The 25,181-nt window shown below is 37.3% G+C and carries 21 protein-coding genes and 1 tRNA gene; 9 read left to right on the top strand and 13 right to left on the bottom strand.

From position 1 onward, the window contains the following. Positions 1 to 68 precede the first annotated feature (68 nt). The 6 genes from thpR to ACFIK8_RS00390 form a co-directional block, all read right to left on the bottom strand. Positions 69 to 608, bottom strand: coding sequence for an RNA 2',3'-cyclic phosphodiesterase (gene thpR, locus ACFIK8_RS00415; RefSeq protein WP_375635397.1), 540 nt, complete (start codon positions 606 to 608; stop codon positions 69 to 71). Between the two features lie 627 nt (positions 609 to 1,235). Beyond that, entirely contained in the window at positions 1,236 to 1,529 is a 294-nt protein-coding gene (locus tag ACFIK8_RS00410; RefSeq protein ID WP_012754483.1) for an HPr family phosphocarrier protein, read from the bottom strand. Between the two features lie 17 nt (positions 1,530 to 1,546). Further along, entirely contained in the window at positions 1,547 to 1,945 is a 399-nt protein-coding gene (locus ACFIK8_RS00405; protein ID WP_375635398.1) for a PTS sugar transporter subunit IIA, read from the bottom strand. Between the two features lie 135 nt (positions 1,946 to 2,080). Next, on the bottom strand, positions 2,081 to 2,545 hold the full coding sequence (locus ACFIK8_RS00400; protein ID WP_375635399.1) for an HPr kinase/phosphatase C-terminal domain-containing protein: 465 nt from the start codon (positions 2,543 to 2,545) through the stop codon (positions 2,081 to 2,083). A gap of 23 nt (positions 2,546 to 2,568) precedes the next feature. Next, on the bottom strand, positions 2,569 to 4,356 hold the full coding sequence (locus ACFIK8_RS00395) for a stimulus-sensing domain-containing protein (RefSeq protein ID WP_375635400.1): 1,788 nt from the start codon (positions 4,354 to 4,356) through the stop codon (positions 2,569 to 2,571). Between the two features lie 39 nt (positions 4,357 to 4,395). After that, entirely contained in the window at positions 4,396 to 5,118 is a 723-nt protein-coding gene (locus tag ACFIK8_RS00390) for a response regulator transcription factor (protein WP_005774392.1), read from the bottom strand. Between the two features lie 386 nt (positions 5,119 to 5,504). Here ACFIK8_RS00390 and lysM point away from each other — a divergent pair, with 386 nt between their 5' ends. Further along, positions 5,505 to 5,960 carry a peptidoglycan-binding protein LysM gene (gene lysM / locus ACFIK8_RS00385; protein WP_012754487.1) on the top strand — a complete coding sequence of 152 codons (456 nt, stop codon included), beginning with the start codon at positions 5,505 to 5,507 and terminating at the stop codon, positions 5,958 to 5,960. A 108-nt stretch (positions 5,961 to 6,068) separates the two neighbouring features. Here lysM and ACFIK8_RS00380 read toward each other — a convergent pair whose 3' ends face one another. Continuing rightward, positions 6,069 to 6,623 carry a copper chaperone PCu(A)C gene (locus ACFIK8_RS00380; protein WP_375635401.1) on the bottom strand — a complete coding sequence of 185 codons (555 nt, stop codon included), beginning with the start codon at positions 6,621 to 6,623 and terminating at the stop codon, positions 6,069 to 6,071. Between the two features lie 968 nt (positions 6,624 to 7,591). Here ACFIK8_RS00380 and dnaK point away from each other — a divergent pair. The 5 genes from dnaK (at position 7,592) to lepA (ending at position 16,746) form a co-directional block, all read left to right on the top strand. Beyond that, positions 7,592 to 9,484 carry a molecular chaperone DnaK gene (gene dnaK, locus ACFIK8_RS00375; protein ID WP_375635402.1) on the top strand — a complete coding sequence of 631 codons (1,893 nt, stop codon included), beginning with the start codon at positions 7,592 to 7,594 and terminating at the stop codon, positions 9,482 to 9,484. Between the two features lie 156 nt (positions 9,485 to 9,640). Then, positions 9,641 to 10,783 (top strand): molecular chaperone DnaJ, encoded by a 1,143-nt coding sequence (dnaJ, locus tag ACFIK8_RS00370; RefSeq protein WP_012754490.1) that lies wholly within the window; start codon positions 9,641 to 9,643, stop codon positions 10,781 to 10,783. 856 nt (positions 10,784 to 11,639) lie between these two features. Beyond that, positions 11,640 to 12,545, top strand: a complete 906-nt coding sequence (gene argB / locus ACFIK8_RS00365) for an acetylglutamate kinase (RefSeq protein ID WP_012754491.1) — start codon at positions 11,640 to 11,642, stop codon at positions 12,543 to 12,545. Between the two features lie 32 nt (positions 12,546 to 12,577). Further along, positions 12,578 to 13,492: a DMT family transporter gene (locus ACFIK8_RS00360; RefSeq protein ID WP_012754492.1), complete on the top strand. Its 915-nt coding sequence runs from the start codon at positions 12,578 to 12,580 to the stop codon at positions 13,490 to 13,492. A gap of 1,448 nt (positions 13,493 to 14,940) precedes the next feature. Next, positions 14,941 to 16,746, top strand: a complete 1,806-nt coding sequence (gene lepA, locus ACFIK8_RS00355) for a translation elongation factor 4 (RefSeq protein WP_012754493.1) — start codon at positions 14,941 to 14,943, stop codon at positions 16,744 to 16,746. 578 nt (positions 16,747 to 17,324) lie between these two features. On the opposite strand, the gene dapD is transcribed toward lepA, so the two are convergent. After that, on the bottom strand, positions 17,325 to 18,173 hold the full coding sequence (gene dapD / locus ACFIK8_RS00350; protein WP_375635404.1) for a 2,3,4,5-tetrahydropyridine-2,6-dicarboxylate N-succinyltransferase: 849 nt from the start codon (positions 18,171 to 18,173) through the stop codon (positions 17,325 to 17,327). A 106-nt stretch (positions 18,174 to 18,279) separates the two neighbouring features. Between dapD and ACFIK8_RS00345 the strand changes: the two genes are divergently transcribed. Then, on the top strand, positions 18,280 to 19,143 hold the full coding sequence (locus tag ACFIK8_RS00345; protein ID WP_375635405.1) for an LOG family protein: 864 nt from the start codon (positions 18,280 to 18,282) through the stop codon (positions 19,141 to 19,143). A 32-nt stretch (positions 19,144 to 19,175) separates the two neighbouring features. Here the strand turns inward: ACFIK8_RS00345 and truA are convergent, their stop codons facing one another. From truA to def, 3 genes are read right to left on the bottom strand one after another with little or no spacing between them, the layout of a single operon-like run. Beyond that, positions 19,176 to 19,919, bottom strand: coding sequence for a tRNA pseudouridine(38-40) synthase TruA (truA, locus tag ACFIK8_RS00340; protein ID WP_375635406.1), 744 nt, complete (start codon positions 19,917 to 19,919; stop codon positions 19,176 to 19,178). A 1-nt stretch (position 19,920) separates the two neighbouring features. Then, positions 19,921 to 20,850 (bottom strand): methionyl-tRNA formyltransferase, encoded by a 930-nt coding sequence (fmt, locus tag ACFIK8_RS00335; protein WP_375635407.1) that lies wholly within the window; start codon positions 20,848 to 20,850, stop codon positions 19,921 to 19,923. Further along, positions 20,850 to 21,386, bottom strand: coding sequence for a peptide deformylase (gene def, locus ACFIK8_RS00330; protein WP_375635408.1), 537 nt, complete (start codon positions 21,384 to 21,386; stop codon positions 20,850 to 20,852). Before def ends, fmt begins: the two co-directional genes overlap by 1 nt. Before the next feature lie 90 nt (positions 21,387 to 21,476). Between def and ACFIK8_RS00325 the strand changes: the two genes are divergently transcribed. After that, a complete protein-coding gene (locus ACFIK8_RS00325; protein WP_375635409.1) occupies positions 21,477 to 22,658 on the top strand; it encodes a DNA recombination protein RmuC in 1,182 nt (393 codons plus the stop codon). Positions 22,659 to 22,769: 111 nt separating this feature from the next. After that, positions 22,770 to 23,357 carry a hypothetical protein gene (locus ACFIK8_RS00320; protein ID WP_375635410.1) on the top strand — a complete coding sequence of 196 codons (588 nt, stop codon included), beginning with the start codon at positions 22,770 to 22,772 and terminating at the stop codon, positions 23,355 to 23,357. Positions 23,358 to 24,544: 1,187 nt separating this feature from the next. Here the strand turns inward: ACFIK8_RS00320 and ACFIK8_RS00315 are convergent. Both ACFIK8_RS00315 and ACFIK8_RS00310 read right to left on the bottom strand, forming a co-directional pair. Next, positions 24,545 to 24,620, bottom strand: a tRNA-Ala gene (locus tag ACFIK8_RS00315). Positions 24,621 to 24,737: 117 nt separating this feature from the next. After that, positions 24,738 to 25,118: a TIGR02300 family protein gene (locus ACFIK8_RS00310; RefSeq protein ID WP_375635411.1), complete on the bottom strand. Its 381-nt coding sequence runs from the start codon at positions 25,116 to 25,118 to the stop codon at positions 24,738 to 24,740. Between the last annotated feature and the right edge of the window lie 63 nt (positions 25,119 to 25,181).

Here is a 25,181-nt window from a genome sequence, read left to right as displayed (position 1 = left end):
TTCCCTGCAATTACACATATATGAGGTCTTTTCTCAAAGAGTTTTTAAAGGGTGTTATAAACACCCTTTTATCTTTGAAGTGCCCAACTTCCTTTTATAAGATACACGGCCTCGCTTGAGGGAGATGACGATGAAAATAAAACAAAGTGATCGACCTCAAAAGGAGGGATAAAAAAATCATCTTGAAAAGATAGATAAGAAGAAAGATCTTCAAGATTGATATCAAATATTCGTGCAAGAGTAATATGCGGAATAAATTGTCTTTCATCAGGCTTTAACTCTAATTTATTCCGGATATATTGCATCTTTTCATGTAAAAGATTAAGCTTTTCACAAGGTTCAATGCGAACTACAAGAGAATGGGGAGCATTTTCTGAACCAAAAACTTCAAAACCATCTATTTGTAGCATAAAAGGAGAGAGCTTTATTGTATCAAAGGCGTGCATAAGTGCATCTGCGGTAGCACTTTCAACTTCACCGAAAAAAGATAAGGTGACGTGAAAATTTTGCGGGTTGATCCATTGCGCTTTTGGTAAGCCATTTTGCAACGATACAAGTTGTTGTGTTGTTTGTTGAGGAATCTGAAGGGCACTAAATAGACGACCCATAATATTATCTCCTTATAATGAAAGATGCTATTCCAAACACAATATAGATAATAAAGGCGAGGCATGTACCATAGAAAATAAGGCAATAGTATTGAAAAAGAATGTCTAAAAAATGCTTACTATAATTATGAGCGTACAAAGCTTATTCGTTTTAAAAAATGGTTATGATATCGATAAGAATTGCGTTTTCATGAGCTGTATCACAATGATGTGCAATAGAAGATTCCTTGTGTATTATAAAGACTACAAATTTAGCAGAAAATAAGAAAAGTTGATAGATTTTTGATGTGCTAAATTATTTTGACATCTATCTTTAGCTTAAAATAAAGCATATTCTAATACAAGGTGAAGAGTTCTCTTTTTCTGTAAAGATTTAATTATACGATTAAGTCGGGTAATAGCCGTAATACGCAAAACTATTCAAATTGATCAAATAATGTTAGGAAAGGAAGGAAAAACTCCAGTATAATAAAATTACTATAAACTTTTACATTTATGATAATTATGCTAATCTATAATGGATATGAATATTGGTATAAAAGCGGGAAGAGAAATTAAAATTCAAAATAATGATGGACAATTCCTATTTTCTAAGAATCATCATCCTTATTTTATGGTGAGAAAGCGTTAGTTTTCCTCTCCAAAGTTGTTATTGATAAGCTTTTCAAGAGCATTAAGAGCATCTGTTGCTTCTGGTCCTGAAACACGAATGGTGAGGTTACAACCGGATGAAGCCGCTAGCATCATAAGTCCCATAATTGATGATCCACCAACGATTTTTCCATCCTTTTCAACTTCAACAGTAACATTAAAATTGTCAACAGTTTGTACAAATTTTGCAGAAGCACGTGCATGCAAGCCACGTTTATTACAGATATTGAAATGACGACTTATACATGGGAGGGTATCTTTGGAAAACATTGGTATTTTATTATCCGCTATAAAATCATACTTGGTACATTAATATATTTACGCCCTGCTTCTTGTGCTATTCTTAACGCGTCTGATAATGAAATATCAGGACATTTGCGAATAGAAATCAGTTTAATAAGCATGGGCAAATTAACACCCGCAATCATTTCAACGCGTCCTTTTTCAATAGCAGGAACAGCTATATTCGATGGTGTTCCACCGAACACATCTGTTAATATGATTACGCCATGATCCGTATCTGTATCGGTTACTGCGGCTATAACATCACCTCGGCGCTGATCTATATCGTCATCGGGATAAACGCATATTGTTGCGAACTTTTCTTGTACTCCAACAACATGTTCCACGGCATGTAAAAATTCGACAGCCAGCTCACCGTGCGTTACAAGCACGAGTCCAATCATTTACGCAAACTCCTGTTAACTAATAAGATCCGACCATATTGGTGGGAAACACATTTTACAAGGCTTTGTCTTGCTGCCAAGAAAAATTTGCAAAAAAAAGGCAAAAATAGTGATTTTTTTATCTTTAGAAAAAAATTAGACAGATTTTTGCCATATTTTTCTAAATAAAAATGCTTCAATAGCTTGACAAATGGCTGTACAATCGGCTTCACGAAGAGAGGGAAGTTTTAAAAGAGGAATGTGCAAATTTTCAAATTGAAAAGTTTTATTTGTGGAAAAACGTTCATATTCCGGACCGAGAAAAATAACACAATCGATAGTTGTGTGCTTTTCAAATTCCATCATATAAAGACCAACGCCACGAATCTCGATACCGCCCTCTAAATTATCAGGAGTGTATCCGTGAAGCTTTCCATTTTCCGCACGCAACATTGTATAATCATCACTGATAAGCTTCGCTTCACGTTTTGACCACTCAGCACGATCGAGCAAAGAAAGGGTAATGGTTGATTTTCCTGATCCCGATGGACCCATAATTAACAGCCCCTTGCCGCCCAATTGAAGGCAATTTGCGTGGAGTATTTCACATTTTGTTTTCATGCCTTTTACTTTGGATAAAAGATTTATTTAGCGAGGGGAAGCATAATAATAAAACGTGCACCAGTTTTACACTTTCCAAGTGTAGGATCAATAATATTTTCGGCTGTAATTGTCCCATTATGAGCTTCGATGATTTGCCGACTAATAGAAAGGCCAAGTCCAGAGTTTTGTCCAAAAGCATCTTCGTTTGGTCGATCTGTATAAAAACGCTCAAAAATGCGTTCAATATTTTCTGAACGAATACCTGGGCCATTATCTTCAATGGTTAAAATAAGGGTTGAAGCATGACTTTTCATAGTAATGCAAATTTTGCCACGATTACGAGGAATAAAAGAACGTGCATTTTCAAGAAGATTTGAAATCACTTGCCCTAAACGGAGTTCATGTCCCAATACAAGATAGGCTTTTCCATGAGGACGTGGGACAATATTAAGGCTTATATCAATGGTTTGCGTATTACGATACACTTCCTGAACAGCATGAACAAGACTTTCCAAAAGCGGTGTCATATCAACAATCTCTGCGGTTTCTCGTGCAAGCTCTGCATCGAGCCGCGATGCATCAGAAATATCTGTAATCAACCGATCAAGACGGCGCACATCATGTTGAATAATTTCAAGCAATTTCTCTTGTGCTTCTTCATTTTTAGCCAGAGGGAGCGTTTCAACAGCACTGCGTAGAGAGGTGAGAGGATTTTTTAATTCGTGGCTTACATCAGCAGCAAAGCGTTCAATGGCTTCAATACGCATATAAAGGGCATTAGTCATATCACGAATAGAGGTTGAAAGGTGACCAATCTCATCTTCACGCATTGAAAAATCAGGAATTTCTACACGCTGATTATTGCCATTACGCACTCGATTAGCCGAGGCAGATAATTTACTTAATGGATGGGCAATCGTATGGGCCAAAAAGAGAGAAAGAACCAAAAGTACGCTGCCTACAACGGCAAAAACTTTAAAGATAACCAGTCTTTCACCTTTTACAATGTTATCAATATCAGAACCAGTGGTTGAAAGAAGAAGAGCTCCAACCACTGCGCGATAGCGTTGCACAGGAACGGCAACAGAAACAATTAATTGACCTTGTCTGTTGCGTCTTTTAGCTGTAGCAAGAGATCCGTTTAATGCGCGGTACACTTCTGGATAAGCAGCAATACCACTGGTTTTTGTTTGTTCTCTGTCAAGAGCAATACCTTTACCATAAAATGTGCTTGAATACCATGAAGTAAGGCGATCCCACATGCTTTGTTCTGTTTTAAGTGGGGGTAAATCATAACTAAAAACTTCTCCACTAGAATAAAGAACGCGCGAATCAAGAAGGAGAGTAGCATCACGATCATAGATACGTGCTCTTGTCGTTTTAGGTGTGATGAGACGCCGTAAAAGAGGGGCAACTTGCTCAGGGTTAATAGGGAAATCCCAAGAATCGGTTGATTGAGGGGCGGGTGTAACGCTTTCACCAGTTTGTAACTCTAAGAGTTTTTGGGGATCAATGAGGATAGAATTTGTATCTACTGTTGCAGAAGCAGCAATAGCCCCAGCAATAATTTTTCCTTGGGTACATAAACTTTTAATTTTTGCTTCAATTAAACCATCGCGAAATTGGTTAAGGTATAAAATGCCTGTAACTAAAATGGCAAGGGCAGCAATGTTTAATATAACAATGCGACGTGTGAGGCTGGAAAAAAGCAATTGTCTAAAGAGACGTTGTGTTCGGAGATGCAAACGGGCAAACATAAGAAATGGCGTTGAGGATGTACCATTAACGGTTGTTTTTTGTAAAGTTTCCAGTTGAGAATTGTCTGTCATCGATTTGATTGCCGTTCAAATTTTTGCGACAAAGTAGTTTTATACCTCGTGGAAACGATAACCTACACCATAAAGTGTTTCAATCATTGCAAAATCATCATCCACTTGTTTAAACTTTTTACGCAGACGTTTAATGTGACTATCAATGGTGCGATCATCTACGTAGACTTGATCACTATAGGCAGCATCCATTAAAGCATCACGACTTTTTACAACTCCTGGTCTTTGTGCTAAGGTTTGCAGAATCAAAAACTCCGTAACGGTTAAAATAACAGGTTTATCTTTCCATGTACAGGTGTGGCGTTCTTGATCCATCACAAGATCTCCACGTTTGAGAGAGGAGGTGGAAGAAGTTCCTGTAGAAAGTGGTTGGTTACGTGCATTAGAACGGCGCAAAATGGCTTTCACGCGTTCAATGAGAAGACGTTGGGAGAAAGGTTTAGTAATAAAATCATCAGCTCCCATTTTGAGACCAAATAATTCATCAATTTCATCATCTTTAGAGGTAAGAAAAATAACTGGAAGATCAGATTTTTGACGTAAACGACGCAAGAGTTCCATCCCATCCATTCGGGGCATTTTAATATCAAAAATAGCTAAGTGTGGAGGGTGAAGTGTGAGACCCTTGAGTGCAGATGCTCCATCTGTATAGCTTTCAACTCGATAGCCTTCTGTCTCAAGCGCAAAAGATAAAGACGTCAAAATATTGCGATCATCATCAACAAGTACAATCGTTTGTGTGATTGTTGGTGTATCTTTCATGGTTTCTTAGACCTTTCTATTGCTGTGGTAGCAAATTACCCACACTTATTTATATGGGAGTTCATATTTTTTTTGCAAAACAAATATGATACAAATTGTAGCAAAGTAAAAAACCTTTTGTCATTACTGTAAAATCTTGTTTTGCTTTCATAATTTATAATGTTTCTACGTCTATTAAGATCCCTTCGTTTGAGAGAAAATTTTCATAAAGGCTTTTTTTATCAAGGTTTATTACCAAGTTGATTATTGTATTTGTCCCATAATTGAACAGGTATAGTTTTGATTGTTGAAGTTTAGAAAATATGCCTATGTGTTTTAAGAGCAAAGAAAAGAATGTGGCAATATATGCACAAAAATTTGTTCCTGCTACACGAAAGGAGGTTGTAATGGGATTTTTTAATTTTATTAAAACTGTAGGGGAAAAGTTAGGTATTGGGGACCATGAACCAAAAGAAAAAGATTTTAAGACAGCATTTGATCATTTTCAACTCGGTACAGAAAAAGTAAATATTCAAGTTGAAGACGGTAAAGCTATTTTAAGTGGTGAAGTTCCAGACAGGGAAACACTTGAAAAAGCATTGCTGGTTGTTGGCAATTCACAAGGTATCTCTTCTGTAGATGTTGATCAATTAAAGGTTATAGATACAACGCCCAGAAAACCTTCTCGCTTTTATGAGGTTAAATCTGGTGATAATCTTTGGAAAATTGCTGAAGAGGTTTATGGAAAAGGGCAAGGTAATAAAAACACGTTTATTTTTGAAGCCAATAAGCCAATGCTAAAATCTCCCGATAAAATTTATCCTGGACAAGTTTTACGTATTCCTGAAATTGACCATAGTTAATTCATCAAAGGGGAGAATTTTTTACTGATGGCATTAAACAAAAAATAAAGAAGCGTACAAAAATTTCACGCTTCTTCATTTTAAGAGTGTGTATTATAAAAAAGGAGCTTAGTGGCTAGGAGAGGATTTAGAAGGTGATGGTGCTTTCATAGCGTTTACAGAGAAATCAACATCAATCGTTCCTGCTTTCTCAAATGTCAATTTTGCGCTAATTTTATCACCTAACTTGAATGGTTGTGAAAGCCCCATAAACATAATATGATCACCGCCAGGCTTAAGCGTGATTTCGCCATTTCCCGGAATTTCAATGCCATTGTGCATTTTTTCCATTTTCATAATATCATTAACGACAGCCATGGAGTGTATCTCTGTTTTTTTTACTCCGTTTGTGGAAATAGAAACCAAACGGTCTGGGGTATTACTGTGATTAATAATGTAGAGATAACCGCTACCAACTCTTATACCTCTAAGTGTTTCGCGTGTCCAAGGATTGAGAATTTCTATGTCGCCAAGTTGATATTGCTGAGCACCTGCAGGCAGGGTTATACCAGCAAAGAGAAGAGCACACACGATATTTATGATAACCTTTTTGTATGGATATTGTGTATTTATTATATTCTTAAAGATAAGATTTGTTATTTTCTTAATAATAGATGTCATCATTGATTTACCCTCCTTCATAAGATTCACACTTTGAATAACTTTTCATTTTAGCAGAGCTTTTATTTAAAATAAAAGAAAGAAATGCTAAAATGAAATTGATTTGAATATGAGAATAAAAATCATAGAATTCTTTGATTTTAAAGGAAGACAATAAGGTTTACAATGACAACACACCTCTTAACGCTTCCGTGTTCATCTCATAATAGTGTTTGTAAATGGTATAAAATCTATGATGCACTACTATTTTACTTAATAAATATATAACACAGAGCAATCATCAACTACTTTACCAATTTTTAATATTACGAAAGCTCTTGGTATTTTAAAGCATTTATACAGAGGCATTTTTATATATTTTCAAGTTCAAAATTATACAGTTAAGAAAAAACGCTTTAGGTGAGTTTAAAACACATCTTTCAAATAGCAGTAAACAATGAGACCGTTAAAAGGAGAATTTTTGAAAGGAGATCGATAGATAATACCTCTACTGATATGAGCATTAGATATGATGACTATTTTAGTCCAAGGAAAATTTATAATATTCGTGATATAAATTATTCGCCTTTTAAAAAGCTTTTACGTGAGTATCATTTTATTAATGATGAGAAGATCAAGAGCGAGAGTGCAATCACTCTTTTGTTTTTTTAATTTTTATAGAAAGATATATTTATTGAGAATTGCAAGAAAAATATATTATGATCTCAAGTTTCTCATAAATATGGTATTTATGGGTCATTAAAGCGCCTATTTTAAAATAAATTTTTTATTTTGGAGATGTTTCTCTCATTATTCTCTTGTAGCAATAAAAGCCTGTTCTTATATACGAGGCAGCAAGGCTTATTGCGACTTGCAATTTTTTATTATTTTATGTTGCTTGAAGCAATGTATGGGCTTTGAGTGTTATGAGGAGCTGTCTTAAAAAGATGCTTTATGAAGGTTGAGGTAGCTTGCTGAATGGAGATTATAATATGGCAAAAGTAATTGGTATTGATTTGGGGACAACGAACTCTTGTGTGGCTGTTATGGATGGCAAAAACGCAAAGGTTATCGAGAACTCAGAAGGAGCACGAACAACACCTTCCGTTGTTGCCTTTACTGATGGGGGAGAGCGGCTTGTTGGACAGCCTGCTAAACGGCAGGCGGTAACAAATCCCGAAGGGACAGTTTTTGCAGTTAAACGTTTGATAGGGCGTCGTTTTGATGATCCTATGGTTGAAAAAGATAAAGCACTTGTGCCTTATAAAATTGTTAAAGGTGACAATGGTGATGCATGGGTTGAAGAAGCGGGTAAGAAATATTCTCCATCGCAAATTTCAGCTATGATTTTGCAAAAGATGAAGGAAACAGCAGAATCTTATCTGGGTGAAAAAGTTGAACAAGCGGTTATTACTGTTCCTGCTTATTTTAATGATGCGCAACGTCAAGCGACTAAAGATGCGGGTAAAATTGCTGGACTTGAAGTTTTACGGATTATTAATGAGCCCACTGCTGCTGCTTTAGCTTATGGTTTGGACAAAAAAGACGGAAAGACAATTGCTGTTTACGACCTTGGTGGTGGTACATTTGATATTTCAGTACTTGAAATTGGAGATGGCGTTTTTGAAGTTAAATCAACCAATGGAGATACGTTTTTAGGGGGTGAAGACTTTGATATGCGCTTGGTCGGTTATTTTGCCGATGAGTTTAAGAAAGAGCAAGGAATTGATCTGAAAAATGATAAATTAGCTTTACAGCGCTTAAAAGAAGCGGCAGAAAAAGCAAAAATTGAGCTTTCTTCGTCACAGCAAACAGAAATCAATTTACCATTTATCACGGCAGATCAATCAGGTCCCAAGCACTTAACAATGAAATTGACTCGGGCAAAATTTGAATCTCTGGTTGACGATTTAGTGCAGCGCACCATCGAGCCTTGTAAAGCTGCGTTAAAAGATGCTGGATTAAAGGCCGGTGAGATTGACGAAGTTGTTTTAGTGGGTGGTATGACACGTATGCCCAAGATTCAGCAAGTCGTGCAAAGCTTCTTTGGTAAGGATCCACACAAAGGCGTTAATCCTGATGAAGTTGTTGCAATGGGTGCTGCCATTCAAGGGGGTGTATTGCAAGGCGATGTCAAAGACGTTTTGCTTCTAGATGTAACACCTTTATCCTTGGGGATCGAAACCTTGGGTGGTGTTTTCACACGTCTCATTGAGCGTAATACCACTATCCCAACAAAAAAATCTCAAGTTTTTTCAACAGCTGATGATAACCAGAGTGCTGTGACCATTCGTGTTTTCCAAGGTGAACGGGAAATGGCGAGCGATAATAAGTTATTGGCTCAATTTGATCTTGTTGGTATTCCTCCAGCACCACGTGGTATACCTCAAATTGAAGTTACTTTTGATATTGATGCGAATGGTATTGTTAATGTTTCGGCCAAAGATAAGGGAACTGGTAAAGAGCATCAAATTCGTATTCAGGCATCAGGTGGTTTAAGTGATGCTGATATTGAAAAAATGGTACAGGATGCGGAAGAGCATGCAGCTGAGGATAAAAAACGCCGTGAAGGTGTTGAAGCCAGAAATCAAGCGGAAGCTCTTATTCATTCAACTGAAAAGTCACTCAGTGAATATGGCGATAAAGTATCAGCTGAAGAAAAAGGACAGATTGAAACAGCAATATCTGATTTGAAATCTGCGCTTGAAGGCAGTGATACTGAAGAAGTAACAACAAAGATGCAAAAATTAGCTGAAGTCAGTATGAAGCTTGGACAGGCTATGTATGAAGCCTCACAAGCAGCGGGCGCTGACACTGAAACAGATGCAAAGAATGATGATGTTGTTGATGCTGATTTTGAAGAAGTTAATGATAAGAAGAAATAGTGTCAGCATGTGTGTTGATTAATTTATAAACCCGGCCTTTGAAATATAAGGCTGGGCTTTATTATTTGAGTGAGTTGCAACTTTGTTGCTAAAAATATAAATTAAAAGCAATCTTATCCATAAGATGGATGACAGAGAAATTATCAGGAATACATGATGAAGGTTGACTATTATGAAATTCTTGGCGTGACTCGTGAATGTGATGATAAAAAGTTGAAATCTGCTTTTCGTAAGTTGGCAATGCAATATCATCCTGATCGCAACGCCGGGGATAAAGAGGCAGAGCGAAAATTCAAAGAAATTGGCGAAGCCTACGAAGTCCTCAAAGATCCCCAAAAGCGTGCTGCTTATGATCGATTTGGTCATGCGGCTTTTGAAAATAGCGGTAGTCAAGGAGGAGCAAATCCCTTTGGAGGTTTTGCTGCTGGTGGTGGATTTGCTGATATTTTTGAAGATTTTTTTGGCGAAATTATGGGAGGTGCGCACCGTAAGCGTGGTGATGGTCGCGAACGTGGTGCAGATCTGAGTTATAATATGGAAATAACCTTAGAAGAGGTATTTTCAGGAAAAACTGCAGAAATTACTATTCCCAGTTCCGTTACGTGCGATGTTTGTGAAGGATCAGGAGCGAGAAAGGGTTCTAAGCCGCAAGTTTGTGGAACATGTCATGGATCTGGTCGTGTGCGTGCTGCACAAGGTTTCTTTTCTATTGAGCGAACATGTCCTTCATGTCATGGACGTGGTGAAACTATTACGGATCCATGCCCAAAATGTCAGGGGACACGACGCATAGAGAAAAAACGTTCATTGAGCGTGAATGTTCCAGCTGGTATTGAAGATGGAACGCGTATTCGCCTTTCTGGTGAGGGTGATGCTGGTATTCGTGGTGGCCCCAATGGTGATCTTTATATTTTCCTTTCCGTTAAACCGCATGAGTTTTTTCAGCGAGAAGGAGCAGATCTTCACTGTCGCGTTCCTATTTCAATGGTAACAGCTGCTTTAGGAGGAGAGTTTGAAGTTTCCGATCTTGATGGTGTTAAAGCACGTGTTAAGATCCCAGAAGGGACACAAAATGGACGTCAATTCCGCCTTAAGGGTAAGGGTATGCCCATGTTGCGTCGGCAGCAAGCAAGGGGTGACCTTTACATCCATATCACGATTGAGACACCACAAAAATTAACGCAAGAACAACGTGAACTATTGCAAAAATTTGAAAAACTTTCAAATCATGAGAATTCACCGCAATCACATGGCTTTTTTTCACGTATGAAGGAATTTTTTGAAAATATTTCTGGTTAAATATGTGAATGTTCTCAGAATAGATTAGAAAAAACTTTTGGAAGGTTATTTTAATTAAGCTTTCTATAGTCTTATTTATCTGTGAAAAGCATTTTTTTCTTGAAAAGAAAAGAGAGAAACGATTAATTTAGGGTAAGTAAGTGCCTGCCGCTGATAGTTTTTTACATTTTACGAGTTTTATGGATAAGTCTTATTTTTGAGTATCTATGATATTTTAAAAAGGGCTTATCCATACAAGAAGAACGCAATTGAGTGACTAATTTCCAGTGTCATGATAACTGCCTTTATGCATTCAGCATTTTTTGTATTTATTGTTTTACTCAAAATGTCTTTTTAAAAGCCCTATACTAAAACTGTCAAATAGGTAGTAGCCTATCAAGAAGTAGCTAAATAAGCTGTTAGACAATCCATCTTTTTCAAATAAAATATCAATTCCTCATAACCAATTTTATTTTTGGCATTTTTGATAGTCTTAAAAATTGCTTGGATAAGGTTACAGAGCTAAGTCAATCTACTTCTTATCTTGGTGATCTGTTAATTTTATTATTATTTTATTATTATAAGAAAATTTTGTTTTTATCTTACAAAATCAATGGTTGTATATATTCTTATTCATTGTTAAGTATCCATAAGCATAAACTAACGAGTCGAATGTACGGCATAGCTTTAAAATTTTTTCAGAACTTTGCTTTTCAATTTTATACATAAAATCATAAAATAATAACGTTTTGTACGCCTGTTTTGTTTAATTTTTCGCTGTCAGTTTTTTGAGGAAGTTGTTTTCTTGTTTCATTTCGTTATTACTTTTCCTAAATTCCACTAAGAGATGGTAAAAAGTGATGAGGAGGCTCTATTAATGGATGATGCTAAAAACGGTGCTGTAGATGTTTTAGAAAAACAAGCAGCATTTCTATCGTCTGCTTTACCATATATGCAAAAATACGAAAATGAAACGGTTGTGGTAAAATATGGCGGTCATGCTATGGGTGATCCTGCCTTGGGGCGAGCATTTGCGCGTGATATTGCTCTATTAAAGCAATCGGGGATTAACCCTGTTGTTGTTCATGGTGGAGGACCTCAAATTGCTGAAATTTTGATGAAAATGGGGATTGAATCACGATTTGAAAACGGTTTACGCGTAACCGACGAGCGGATCGTTGAAGTCGTTGAAATGGTTTTGGCCGGTTCCATAAACAAAGAAATTGTCGCTCTCATCAATGCAGAGGGTGAATGGGCAATAGGATTATGTGGTAAGGACGGCAATATGGTTTTTGCCGAAAAGGCTTATAAAACTGTCATTGATCCTGATTCGAATATTGAACGTGTTTTAGATTTGGGATTTGTTGGTGAGCCTATTGAAGTTGATCGCACATTGCTGGATCTTTTAGCATGTTCTGAAATGATACCAGTTCTTGCTCCTGTGGCTCCAGGACGCGATGGAAAAACCTATAATATTAATGCTGATATTTTTGCTGGGGCTATTGCTGGTGCATTAGAGGCTAAACGCCTTTTATTTCTCACTGATGTTCCTGGTGTTTTGGATAAACAGGGCCAACTTTTAAAAGAATTGACAGTTTCTGAAGCAGAGAAACTTATCAAAAATGGGACAATTTCAGGAGGCATGATTCCAAAAGTAGAGACTTGTATAAAAGCCCTTCAAAATGGTGTGGAAGGTGTTGTCATTTTAAATGGTAAAACTCCTCATTCTGTTTTACTAGAACTGTTTACCGAACAGGGAGTTGGAACGCTTATTGTTTCATAAATTGTGCGGAAAATTGGAGGAGAAAGCCTTTCATGACAAATATAAAACAGCTTAAATATCCTTTATTAAGTAAGCCAGAATTGGCAATATTTGCTGCAACAATATTGTGGGGTATTACATTTTTAGTCATTCATATTGCGGTACGCTATAGTGGTCCCCTGTTTTTTGTTGGATTTCGTTTTATTATTGCATCTCTTATATGTGGAGCAATTTTTTGGCGCTCTATAAAAGGTATAACGGTTTATGAAGTTTTCGCTGGGATGGCGATTGGTTTAGCCATGTTTTTAGGTTATGCTTTTCAAGCAGCTGGACTTCAAACGATTATTAGTAGTCAGTCGGCTTTTATTACAGCGCTTTATGTACCGATGGTTCCAATCTTGCAATGGATTGTTTTTAAAAAACCTCCCCGTTTTGCTTGTTGGGTTGGTATTGTTTTCGCTTTTATTGGGCTTGTTCTTGTTTCAGGACAAAAGCCGGGGAATTTTGATTTTTCAAAAGGCGAAATTTTGACTTTGTTAGGCGCTTTAGCGATTGCTGGAGAAGTCATACTCATCGGAATTTTTGCCAATAAGGTTGATAGTCGGCGTGTGACCATTATTCAGTTATTTTTTAGTGGTTTTTTTTCATTTTCTTGTATGCCTTTGATGGGTGAAAGCATTCCTGAATTTTCGTGGGTATGGTTTAGTATTGGCATCGGATTGGCATTAATGAGTGCCATCATTCAATTGGCTATGAATTGGGCACAAAAGTCTATTTCTCCTACACGTGCAACACTCATTTACGCAGGTGAACCGGTATGGGCTGGTATTGTTGGGCGTTTGGCTGGAGAGCATTTATCCCCGTTAGCATTATTAGGTGGCTTGCTTATTCTGATTGGGATCATTGTGGCTGAATTACAACCTTCACAATGGCGTAAAAAAAATAAAGCAATTGAAAAAATTGATTAGCTATGCACCTTTGCTATTATGATTTTATTACATGAGATTTTTGCTTGCAAAGTTTTCATTTTTGAGGCTTTTTTAAAATATGAAGATAAGGAGGCTTTATAAGCTATTCCAGCTTTTGTATAGCAAATTGGAGTAATAATATTTATCTGTTTGCTTAACCTCTGAAACGGGAAGCCAACCTTCATTGAGTCAAAGCATGAAGTGGTAAAGACAAAAAACAACACTCATCTTTACTGTTATTGTTAAATTTAGCTTTACAATTTTCAAAAACATCCATGGTAATTTTTTTGAATAATAAAAATTACGCACCGTTGCACGTTATTCCTTTTGTTATTTCATGGGATCACGCTTTTCACGTAAAATAGAACGCCTAAAGCAGCTTCCCATAATGTTGTATATTAACGCGTTTTTTAAAAAGACAATTTTCTTAATATACATCATATTCATTGACGGTCCGCGTGAAGTATAGAAAAACCACAGAGCATCATCGTTTTACTTAAATAAAAGGCACTAGCATTTTCTTTGTCAGTTCTCAATATTACGACAGCCTTTGGCATTTAAAAGAGAGAGGCATGTTTACTCATTTCTTAAACGTTTTTATCCATATACTAGCCCTGTTTTATAATGGGGAAGCAAAAAATTTGATTGATTCATTATGAAAAGATTTAAAATGAGAAAGGCTCGCGATATTCAGAGTTTTAATTTAAATTGAAAAACAATAAACGATCATTATAAATTAATGCATTATCCAATGAATCGAAGAGGATTGGTGTTTTTTATCTTTAATGGACGGAGGAAGGAGTTGTATAAAAAGTACATAAAAAGATCACTCAATAGAGCATATTTCTAAAGTTTTAAAAATTGAGAAGAAACTCCCTCGATATTCATGTTATTTTATATAAGATTGCTAAAAAAGCAGGTTATTGCGTATAAATAAAAAAGCACTTCCTGCGAATTTTATTGCAAGCTTAAGTGATATACACGCCCATCATATAAATATTATAACATATTGATTTATAATTAATATAGAATTATTCACATTGAATTAGAATCCTGAATACCGTAAAACTTTCTCACTTCAAATCGTTTTCATATTAAATCAATCCAAATCTACTTGCTTACACGTTACAAGAAGGTGGTCCATGTGGGTAAAAACTGTACAAGAAAGGCATATCTCTTATAAACTCTTTCAAGTGTAAAGGATTGTTGCAACATTGGAGGTTGGCAAAATGTGTGATGGTGCCGGTTTATCCAGCATATGAGTCATAAAATAAGATGTGAAAATATCATTTTAGTACCGTTGGATTTAATTTAGCAAATAAAAGCCTCATTTTTTAGGTTATGAAAAGTTGTGTTTTGAGAAGCTTTTTAGGTTTATATTCTTTTGATAGAAGCCGGAGCATAATTGGTCTTTGCGTTTTGTATTATTCTTTGCTAAATCGCCTTATATGACAATAGATCGTAATTATATTCGTAATTTTTCCATCGTGGCGCATATTGATCACGGCAAATCCACTTTAGCTGATCGTTTGATTCAAATAACAGGTGGACTTGATACACGTGAGATGAAAGAACAAGTACTCGATTCCATGGATATTGAGCGTGAACGTGGAATTACTATTAAAGCACAAACGGTACGTTTACACTATAAGGCAAAGAATGGTGAAACCTATATTTTAAATCTTATGGATACACCTGGTCATGTGGATTTTGCTTATGAGGTTTCGCGTTCATTGGCAGCTTGTGAAGGTTCTCTGTTGGTGGTGGATGCAAGCCAAGGTGTAGAGGCGCAGACGTTAGCAAATGTTTATCAAGCCATTGATAATTCCCATGAGTTGGTTGTTGTACTCAATAAAGTTGATCTTCCAGCAGCAGAACCTGAGCGTGTTAAAGAACAAATTGAAGATGTGATAGGCATTGATACATCTCAAGCAGTAGAAATATCAGCAAAAACAGGTTTGGGTGTTCCTGATGTTTTGGAGGCAATTGTTACACAATTACCACCTCCACATACAGGCGATGTTGCAAATCCCTTGAAAGCAATGTTGGTTGATAGCTGGTATGATGCATATCTTGGTGTCATTGTTTTGGTACGAGTGATAGATGGTATTTTAAAAAAAGGCCAAACCATTCGTATGATGGGTACGGGAGCAAAATATCCAGTTGAGCGCGTTGGGGTGTTTACACCTAAAATGGTACAAGTTGATGAGTTAGGACCAGGCGAGATTGGTTTTATCACTGCCTCTATCAAAGAAGTAGCAGATACACGGGTTGGGGATACGATTACTGAAGAGCGCCGTCCTTGTGAAAATGCTTTGCCTGGTTTTAAGCCGGCGCAACCAGTTGTATTTTGTGGTCTTTTTCCAATTGATGCTGCCGATTTTGATGATTTACGTGCAGCCATGGGCAAATTACGCTTAAATGATGCGAGTTTTTCTTTTGAAATGGAAACATCCGCGGCTTTGGGATTTGGTTTTCGCTGTGGCTTTTTGGGACTTCTTCATCTTGAAATTATTCAAGAGCGATTAGAGCGTGAGTTTAATTTGGATTTAATCGCGACTGCACCTTCGGTTGTTTATCGCATGAATATGAATGATGGTTCTGTTAAAGAGTTGCACAATCCAGCGGATATGCCTGATGTGGTTAAAATTTCTTCAATCGAAGAACCATGGATTCGGGCGACAATCATGACTCCTGATAATTATCTTGGGTCAATTTTAGAGCTATGCCAAGAGCGGCGGGGGATACAAGCTGGTTTGTCCTATGTTGGAACCCGTGCTATGGTAACGTACGATTTACCACTGAATGAAGTTGTTTTTGATTTTTATGATCGGCTAAAATCAATCTCAAAGGGTTATGCTTCTTTTGATTATCAGATGGCAGATTATGCAGAAGGGGATTTAGTTAAAATGTCTATTTTGGTAAATGGAGAGTCTATAGATGCATTGTCTATGCTTGTGCACCGCACGATTGCAGAAAAGCGCGGGCGTTCCATGTGTGAAAAGCTGAAAGATCTTATTCCCCAGCATATGTTTCAGATTCCAGTTCAAGCGGCTATTGGTGGTAAAGTTATAGCGCGCGAAACAATTCGTGCTTTGCGTAAAGATGTAACAGCGAAATGTTACGGGGGTGATGTCACGCGTAAGCGCAAACTTTTGGAAAAGCAAAAAGAAGGCAAAAAGCGGATGCGTCAATTTGGAAAAGTAGAAATTCCACAATCGGCATTTATTCAAGCACTCAAAATGAACAAATAATGAAAAAAGGAGTATTTCTCTTATTGATTGCGCTTTTGCTTTTATTAATTGATTCAGGTGCTTAAAGAACACTTTTAAATAGAATTGCGCTGTGCTTCATGTTTTTGTGTATTGCGTAATGATGTCATGCTTCTCACGTAAAACAGAATGCTTTAAACGAAATACATTTATGTTGCATATTGGTGTGCTTGTTTTAGTGAATCATCACTCAATGCATCAAATTCCATTTCACAATGGAGGCTGTGAAAAATATAAAGTAACATACACTGTGAATGATATAAAATCCATTTGGCATCACCGTCTTTACGCGTCATAAAGGTGCAAAGCGCATCTATCATACTCTTTTTTAGCTCAAAATATTATGACAGTCCTTATCATTTGAGAGAATTTTCATTAAAAATATTTTTACTCTTTTCTTAAAGTGTCTCTTGCCCACACACCAACTGCGTTTGTAACACGCAAGGAAATGATAGTGATTAGATTCACTATGAAAGGATTTGAAATGAGAGAATTTTTGTATTCGAGGTTATTATTCAAGTAAAAAAACGATGAAATATTATTGTGAATTAATCTTGTGTCTAAGAACGTAAAAGATCATTAATGGATGTTTTTTCTCGTGTTTTTTGATCAACGCGTTTTACAATAACAGCACAATAAAGGCTTGGTCCTGCTTCACCATTTGGTAAAGGTTTTCCAGGGAAACAACCTGGCACAACCACTGAATAGGCTGGTACTTCACCGATAAAAATTTCACCTGTTGTACGATCAATAATCTTTGTAGATTTTCCAATAAAGACTCCCATTCCCAAAACAGCACCTTCACGGATAATACAGCCTTCAACAATTTCAGAGCGAGCACCGATAAAGCAGTGATCTTCAATGATTGTTGGGTTTGCTTGCAGTGGTTCCAAAACACCTCCAATACCAACACCGCCAGAAAGATGGACATGTTTACCAATTTGTGCACAAGAACCAACGGTGGTCCATGTATCAACCATTGTACCCTCATCGACAAAAGCACCAAGATTAACAAAGGATGGCATCAATATAACGTTGGGTGCAATGTAAGCAGAATGACGTACAATGGCTCCAGGAACGGAACGGAAAGCAGCACTTTTAAAATCGGTCTCTTGCCAACCAGAGAATTTTGAAGGAACTTTATCCCACCAATGTGTTCCATTGATTCCACCAGTAATAATTTGCATAGGATTAAGCCGAAAAGAGAGCAAAACCGCTTTTTTCAACCATTGATGAACATGCCATTGTCCATTTTTTTGTCGTTCTGCAACACGGATTTCACCGTTATCAAGAAGGTTCAATGTATGTTCGACACTCTCACGGATTTCGCCTTTTGTGGTAGTATCGATAGAATCGCGATCGTCAAAAGCTTGTTGAATAATCATTTCAAGTTGTGTGAGATGGGGCATGACGAGAGTTCCGTTAAACAAGTTGAAAGCTTCAAGGTTTATTCTCTATGAACTACGCGAAGAAATGTGTTCAGTCAATAAAACGATGAGGAAGTAGGACAGGTGCATGAAAAAAGGCTGTAAAGAAAAAAGAAAAGGAGAACAAGAAAATTGGACACCACTTCTCCATACGAAGGATGCTCTACAACAAATACATAAAATCTCTAATTCAGCACAAATGCGTTCGTCTACTTATCGTTTAGCCTATATCGATCAAGATTTTATGATGCGTCCAGAGTTGCGCTCACAACGTATTGGTCTTGAATTTTTAAAGCCGGAAATAACCCTTAAAGAATATGATATTCAATCAACAGTTGTTTTGTTTGGTGGTGCGCGTATTCCTGAATCTGGGCAAGCGGCGTGGGCTGCAAAAAATGAAATACAAAAGAAAAATTTGCGTGCTATGTCACATTATTACGATGAAGCGAGAGAATTTGCGCGTTTGTGCTCATTTTATTCTGCTACGACAGAATATCGTGAATTTGTGGTTGTTACGGGGGGCGGACCAGGAATTATGGAGGCGGGAAATCGTGGTGCTTGTGATGTTGGTGCCCCAACGATTGGTTTGAATATTATTTTACCACATGAGCAGGAACCTAATTCGTATGTGTCGCCGCATTTGTGTTTCAATTTTCATTATTTGGGGATGCGCAAAATGCATTTTTTAGTACGAGCGAAAGCATTAGCTATCTTCCCTGGAGGATTTGGGACTCTGGATGAATTGTTTGAGACGTTAACTTTAGTACAGACGGGGCGTATGAAACAGGTACCAATTTTATTGTTTGGCAAAGAATTTTGGAGCAATACTATCAATTTTGAGTATCTATCTGAACAAGGTACAATTTCTCCTACTGATGTTAATTTTGTGAAATTTGTCAATACAGCAGCAGAAGCTTTTGAAGAAATTCGTTCTTTTTATAAACTGCCTTAATGACTTTTAAGACGTTCACTCTTGAAGGATAATTAATACTCTACTTTGGTTAAATAAAGTCCTGAAGGAGGAGCAACAACACCACAATGTTTACGATCTTTAGCATGAAGAGCTGCTTCGAGATCTTGAGCTGTCCAACGTCCAATACCCACTTCCATGAGGCTTCCTGCGAATGAACGGATTTGATGATGAAGAAAAGAACGGGCTTGCGCATAAAGGAAAATTTCTTCACCTTCTCTTTGAATATCGAGGCGGTCAAGGGTGCGAATAGGGCTTTTTGCTTGGCAATGTGCGGAACGGAAAGTGGTAAAATCATGTTTTCCTACAAGCTTTTGAGCAGCTTCATGCATGGCTTCAGCATTAAGAGGCTTTGGCAACCACCACACGCGTTTGGCATTTAAGGCTGGTGGAGAGCGACGATTAAGAATTTTAAAAAGATAATGGCGTTTTACAGCGGAAAATCGTGCATCAAAGTCATCAGGGACATTTTGTACGTTTAAGATTGAAATCGCTTCTCCCTGTTTACGTAAAAGAGCATTGAGCGCATCACGTACAGTATGGGGATGCCAGTTTTTTATGAAATCAACATGCGCAACTTGTCCCGTAGCGTGTACGCCCGCATCGGTTCTTCCTGCTGTTGTTATGGTCAATTGTTGTCCACTAAAGGAAAAGAGTACCTTTTCAAGAGCTCCTTGTACAGTGTGAAGTTTTACTTGACGCTGCCAACCAGCATAATTTGAACCATCATATTCAAGAGTGAGTTTAAAACGTGGCATCTTAAAAAACAGCAGAAATATAAGCACCTCGTAAAAAGGTTGCGCTATCAAGGACTTTACCACCCGATCTTTGGAGAGAGGTTATTTCTATCCGCCCTTGTCCACAATGGACAATCAAAGAATCTGGTTCGATCCGTCCAATTTCAAGAGAAGGACCTGTTGTTAAGCGACTATCAAGAATTTTTACACGTTCTTCTCGTCCCCCAATATTCATATTGCACCAGCAACCAGGAGAAGGAGAGAGCGCGCGAATATGCCTCTGAATAAATTCTGCAGGTTTTGTCCAATCAATGCGGGTCTCTTCCTTTTTGATTTTGGCAGCATAGGTGATGCCTTCCTCTGATTGTGGGGTTAGTTTAAGTTGGTCTTTTTCAAGAGTTGATAGGGTTTCTATCATAAGTTCTGCGCCAATATGTGAAAGTTTGTTTGAAAGCTCAGCAGTGGTGGTGTTATCAGTAATGGGGATGGAGCGAGAAAGAGCGATAGGTCCCGTATCAAGTCCTTCATCCATTTTCATGATCATGATACCTGTTTCTTTATCGCCAGCCATAATTGCACGCTGAATAGGTGCAGCACCACGCCAGCGTGGTAAGAGTGAAGCGTGGGCATTAAAACAACCAAAACGGGGTGTTTCAAGAATAGCTTTGGGTAAAAGGAGTCCATAGGCAACAACAACAGCAACATCAACAGAAAGTGCTGCAAATTGCTCCTGTTGTTCGATTGTTTTGAGTGTTTGTGGCGTAAAGATGGGAATAGATTTCTCTTTTGCTACATTGTGAACAGGTGAGGGGATTAATTTAAGTCCTCGACGTCCTGCTGGGCGAGGGGGTTGACTATAAACAGCAACAACATCATGACCTGCATCCAATAAAGCACGTAAAATAGGAACAGAAAAATCTGGTGTCCCCATAAAACTTAATCGTAAAGCCATTACAAAACTGCTTCCTGCATGTTTTTTTCTTTTGCGCGTTTTTTAAATTTTCGTATCACCATATCGCGTTTGATCTTTGAAATGTAATCAATAAAAAGGCGCCCATTTAAATGATCAATTTCATGCTGCAAGCAAGTTGCCAAGAGATCGTCTGCTTCAATTTCTGTTTGTTTTCCTTCACGGTTCTGGTAGCGAACACAAAGGCGTTTAGGACGTTCAACCTCTGCAAAATAGTCAGGAATAGAAAGACAACCTTCTTTATAAATATTACGCTCATCTGAAAGCCATAAAATTTCAGGGTTGATAATAACAAATGGTTTTTTCTGCTCATCTTCAGAATTTCCAGAGACATCTATAACCAACATACGTAGCGGTATACCAATTTGAATAGCAGCAAGACCAACGCCCTTAGCACTATACATGGTTTCCAACATATCATCCGCAAGTTTTTGAAGAGCTGAATCGACCTGATCAACGGGCTTGGACACTTCCCGTAAAATCGGATCAGGTAAAGTAACTAAAGATCTCATTGGCATAAGTAGAGATTAATCAATGGTTTGTTATTGGTCAATATTGAATAACGGATTCTTGCGTTTTTTTACAATAAGAGCGTTATATTACAATTTATGTTTGATTCGTTTTTTTCCATACTCGCTGGAGAGTTTTTTTCTAAACTAATGCTTTTGCTTTTATTTATACTTGTTTGTTGGGCATTTTTTATGTTGATACATTCTCATCGAAAAAAAGCATTTTTGGAAAATGAAATTGCTGAACGCGCACGTGAGGCACAAATGCAGATGGCTACCTTGCTGAAAACACAAGCTGAAATGCAAGGGAGAATGCAAACGATGGCGGAAATTTTTGGTCAACGGCAGGCTGAATTGAATAAATCACTCAGTGAGCAACTCAATGGGATGACAACAAGCTTAGGCCAAACACTTCAGGTACAGACCAAATCCACTTATGAAAATTTGAATCGTTTGCAAGAGCGTTTAGCAGTGATTGACGCGGCACAAAATAATATTCAATCGCTTACGGGACAAGTTGTTCAGTTGCAGTCCATTTTAAGCAATAAGCAGACACGTGGTACTTTCGGTCAGGGGCGGATGGAAGCAATTATTGCCGATGCCTTACCAACAAATGCTTATGTTTTTCAGGCTGTTCTTTCCAATGGAAAACGCCCAGATTGTCTCATTCATATGCCCAATAAAGCCCCTTCTCTTGTTGTTGATGCTAAATTCCCTCTGGAGGCTTGGAATGCTATGCGTAAGGCAGAATCAGCGCAAGAGCGTCAAGAGGCAGAACGCCAATTTCGTACCGATATGGAAGTCCATATTCGTGATATTGCACAAAAATATTTGATTCCTGGAGAAACCCATGACACTGCTTTCCTTTTTGTGCCATCTGAATCGATTTTTGCAACAATTTATGAGGACTTTGAGGCATTGGTACAAAAATCCAATAGAGCTCATGTGATTATTGTTTCACCATCTTTGTTGATGCTCTCTGTCCAAGTGGTACAAACCATTATGAAAGATGCACGGATGCGTGAACAAGCGCACTTAATTCAATCAGAAGTAGCAAAATTGATGGAAGATTTTGGACGAATGGATATACGTGTTCGTGCGTTACAGAAGCACTTTCACAAAGCAGGTGAAGATATAGAGGGAATTTTGATATCGTCTTCCAAAATTATGAAACGGGCAAATCGCATTGAAACTGTCGAATTAAAAGAGAATCATTCTGAACCAACAAAAATGACAACATTGGCTCAGTCGCAAACATTGCGTTTTGCTGACGAGGAATAAAGCAAAGCAAGCTTCTTAAATATCACAAGTCAGATCATGTTCTTTATTGATTGGTAATATTTTTTTAGTATCTCTATCTTGTTTTATTTCTTAAACGAGAGGAATAGGAATATGCGACACCTTTTGTTTTTAGGGGCACTGGTGTTTCTGCTAGATGGGTGTGCAACAACCACTCCCATACACACGAACAATGCGTGTGCTATTTTAGCACAAAAAAATGGTTTTTTTGACAATTGGGGTAAGGCTTCTAAACGTGCAGAAATGCGCTATGGGATTCCTATGTCTATTATTCTTGCAACCATTAATATGGAATCGAGTTTTCGTCACAATGCACGTCCTCCACGTAAAAAACTACTTGGTTTTATTCCATGGAAGCGTCAATCGACAGCCTATGGTTATTCTCAAGCGCTTGACAGTACATGGGCAATGTATCTTCGCTCTACGGGCAGATCTTTTGCATGGCGTACGAATTTTGCAGATTCTGCTGATTTTATTGCTTGGTACCATCGCCAAAGTGTTCAACGCAATGGGGTGAGATTTGATGATGCATATAGCCTTTATTTAAATTATCATATGGGACATGGTGCTTATGCGCGTAGTGGCGGGCATGTCTCTGCGGCACTTTCACAGGCAGCACAGCGCATGGCAAGGATATCGAGGCTCTATGAACAGCAATTAAAGAGATGTGGATGGCGTTAGGGAAGATTTTTGAAAATCTCAATTAGAGAATTGTTTTGGTAAAATTATTTGAGAGCCAAATTTCTTATGGCGTGATAAGGCTGTATCGTTTTTCTGATTGTTAAATGAAATAAATTGTTATTTTTTAGAATAAACCAAAGAGACAGAAAGCTTTTGCAATGCACAATATTTTGAGAGCACTCTCAATATTTTTACCTCTGTTGTTTAAAAAATTTACAATGAAAACTATCTTCTATTTGGTTCTGACATTTCTCACAGGGCTAAGTACCAGAGATTATTGAATAAAAATTTTAAAATTTAATATTATTTTTTATTTTCATTATGCGTATTGCTGACTGATTATTACATGAATATTTTCTTTGTTAGCGTATAAAAGAGCAATCAAAAGAAATGCAATTCGAGCATCATATTAAAGTAAGAATCTCGAATGGCGTAGGGTTTTATCATTTCAGATCTCTTGAGGTTGAATCAATAAAAACCATTGGCTTGCACATAACAAGCGCAATTGGCATGTGGATAAAAACTGTGAAAGAAAAGACTAAAAATGTTTCTTATGAACATTCTCAAATGTAAGAATTATTGGCAACATTGGGAATTAGCACATATAATGATGGCGCACGTCGCTTTCACACCTCAACCTTTTTTGTGACGTGCAAGAAAACAAAATTAATTGATTCAATATGTTATTTGAGCGTTAATACACCTTAATATTGAGTAGGTAGATGCTACTCAAAGTAGGCAATTTTTTAATTGGCAGGACATTTGATCAAGCTAAAAATACTCGAAAAAAGTTCTGATTCGCAATAATTGAGAAGAATATTTTAATATTTTATTCCCTCATCTTTGTTTAGGTACTTCGTACCTTTTAAAAAGATATCGATAACCAACATATTATGATTTTGTGGAAATATTGTGATAAAGGTAATTCAAATTTTGTCCTTTAAAACAAGGCGTAAGTTAAACAGCTCTTTTTCTGTTTCTGTGCAAAGCATAAAAAATTATCTACTTTCACGGTTACGACAGTAAAATTTTATAATCCAACAAATGATTAAAAACGTGTTATAATACCGCTAAAATGCAAGCAACAGGCGCTATTGGAATGATGATTAAATAGCGCATAAACCTTTTAAATTGATGCACACATTCTCTATTATAATTGATTCCCTTGATAGAATAGCTGGTCCTTTTGGTGGAGCTAAGCGGGATCGAACCGCTGACCTCTTGCATGCCATGCAAGCGCTCTCCCAGCTGAGCTATAGCCCCTATAAAAACAATTTTTCCCAAAAGGAAAGTATACAGTTTCAGCTTTTCTAGAACGATCAAAATTGAAGATCAAGAAGAATTTACATTCAATGGAAAAGATGTCCTCTTTTACTTCTCTTAAGCATCGTCATCATTAGAAACACCGCCTCCGAGAATATCAGTAACGTCATCATCTTCATCGTCATCATCATGAGATAAAAATGTATCATCGTCATCACCAAGATCTACATCACTATCTTCTAAATCAGGAAGATCGTCATCTTTAGAATCCTCATCATCCTCTTCAAGAAGCATAAAAGCAGATTTTTCAAGTGCTGTATCAAGCTCTTCAGTATCAACGTCTTCTTCATTGTTTGCCTCAGCTGCTGCAACTTCAAAGTAAGAACGCGGATAAGAAATTCCTGTATAGGGCGACACAATAGGATCGCGATTTAGATCGTAAAATTTTTTTCCCGTTTCTGGATCAACACGTTTAGTTCCAAGTTCTTTTTTTGCCATAAACCGTGCCTCTTTGATTAACTATTATTCCATTAAAAGATAAATTCTATGGTGCTTAATCGA

This window comes from Bartonella sp. MR168JLCBS (genome assembly GCF_042194175.1).
This window is presented reverse-complemented; position numbering and strand designations above follow the sequence as displayed.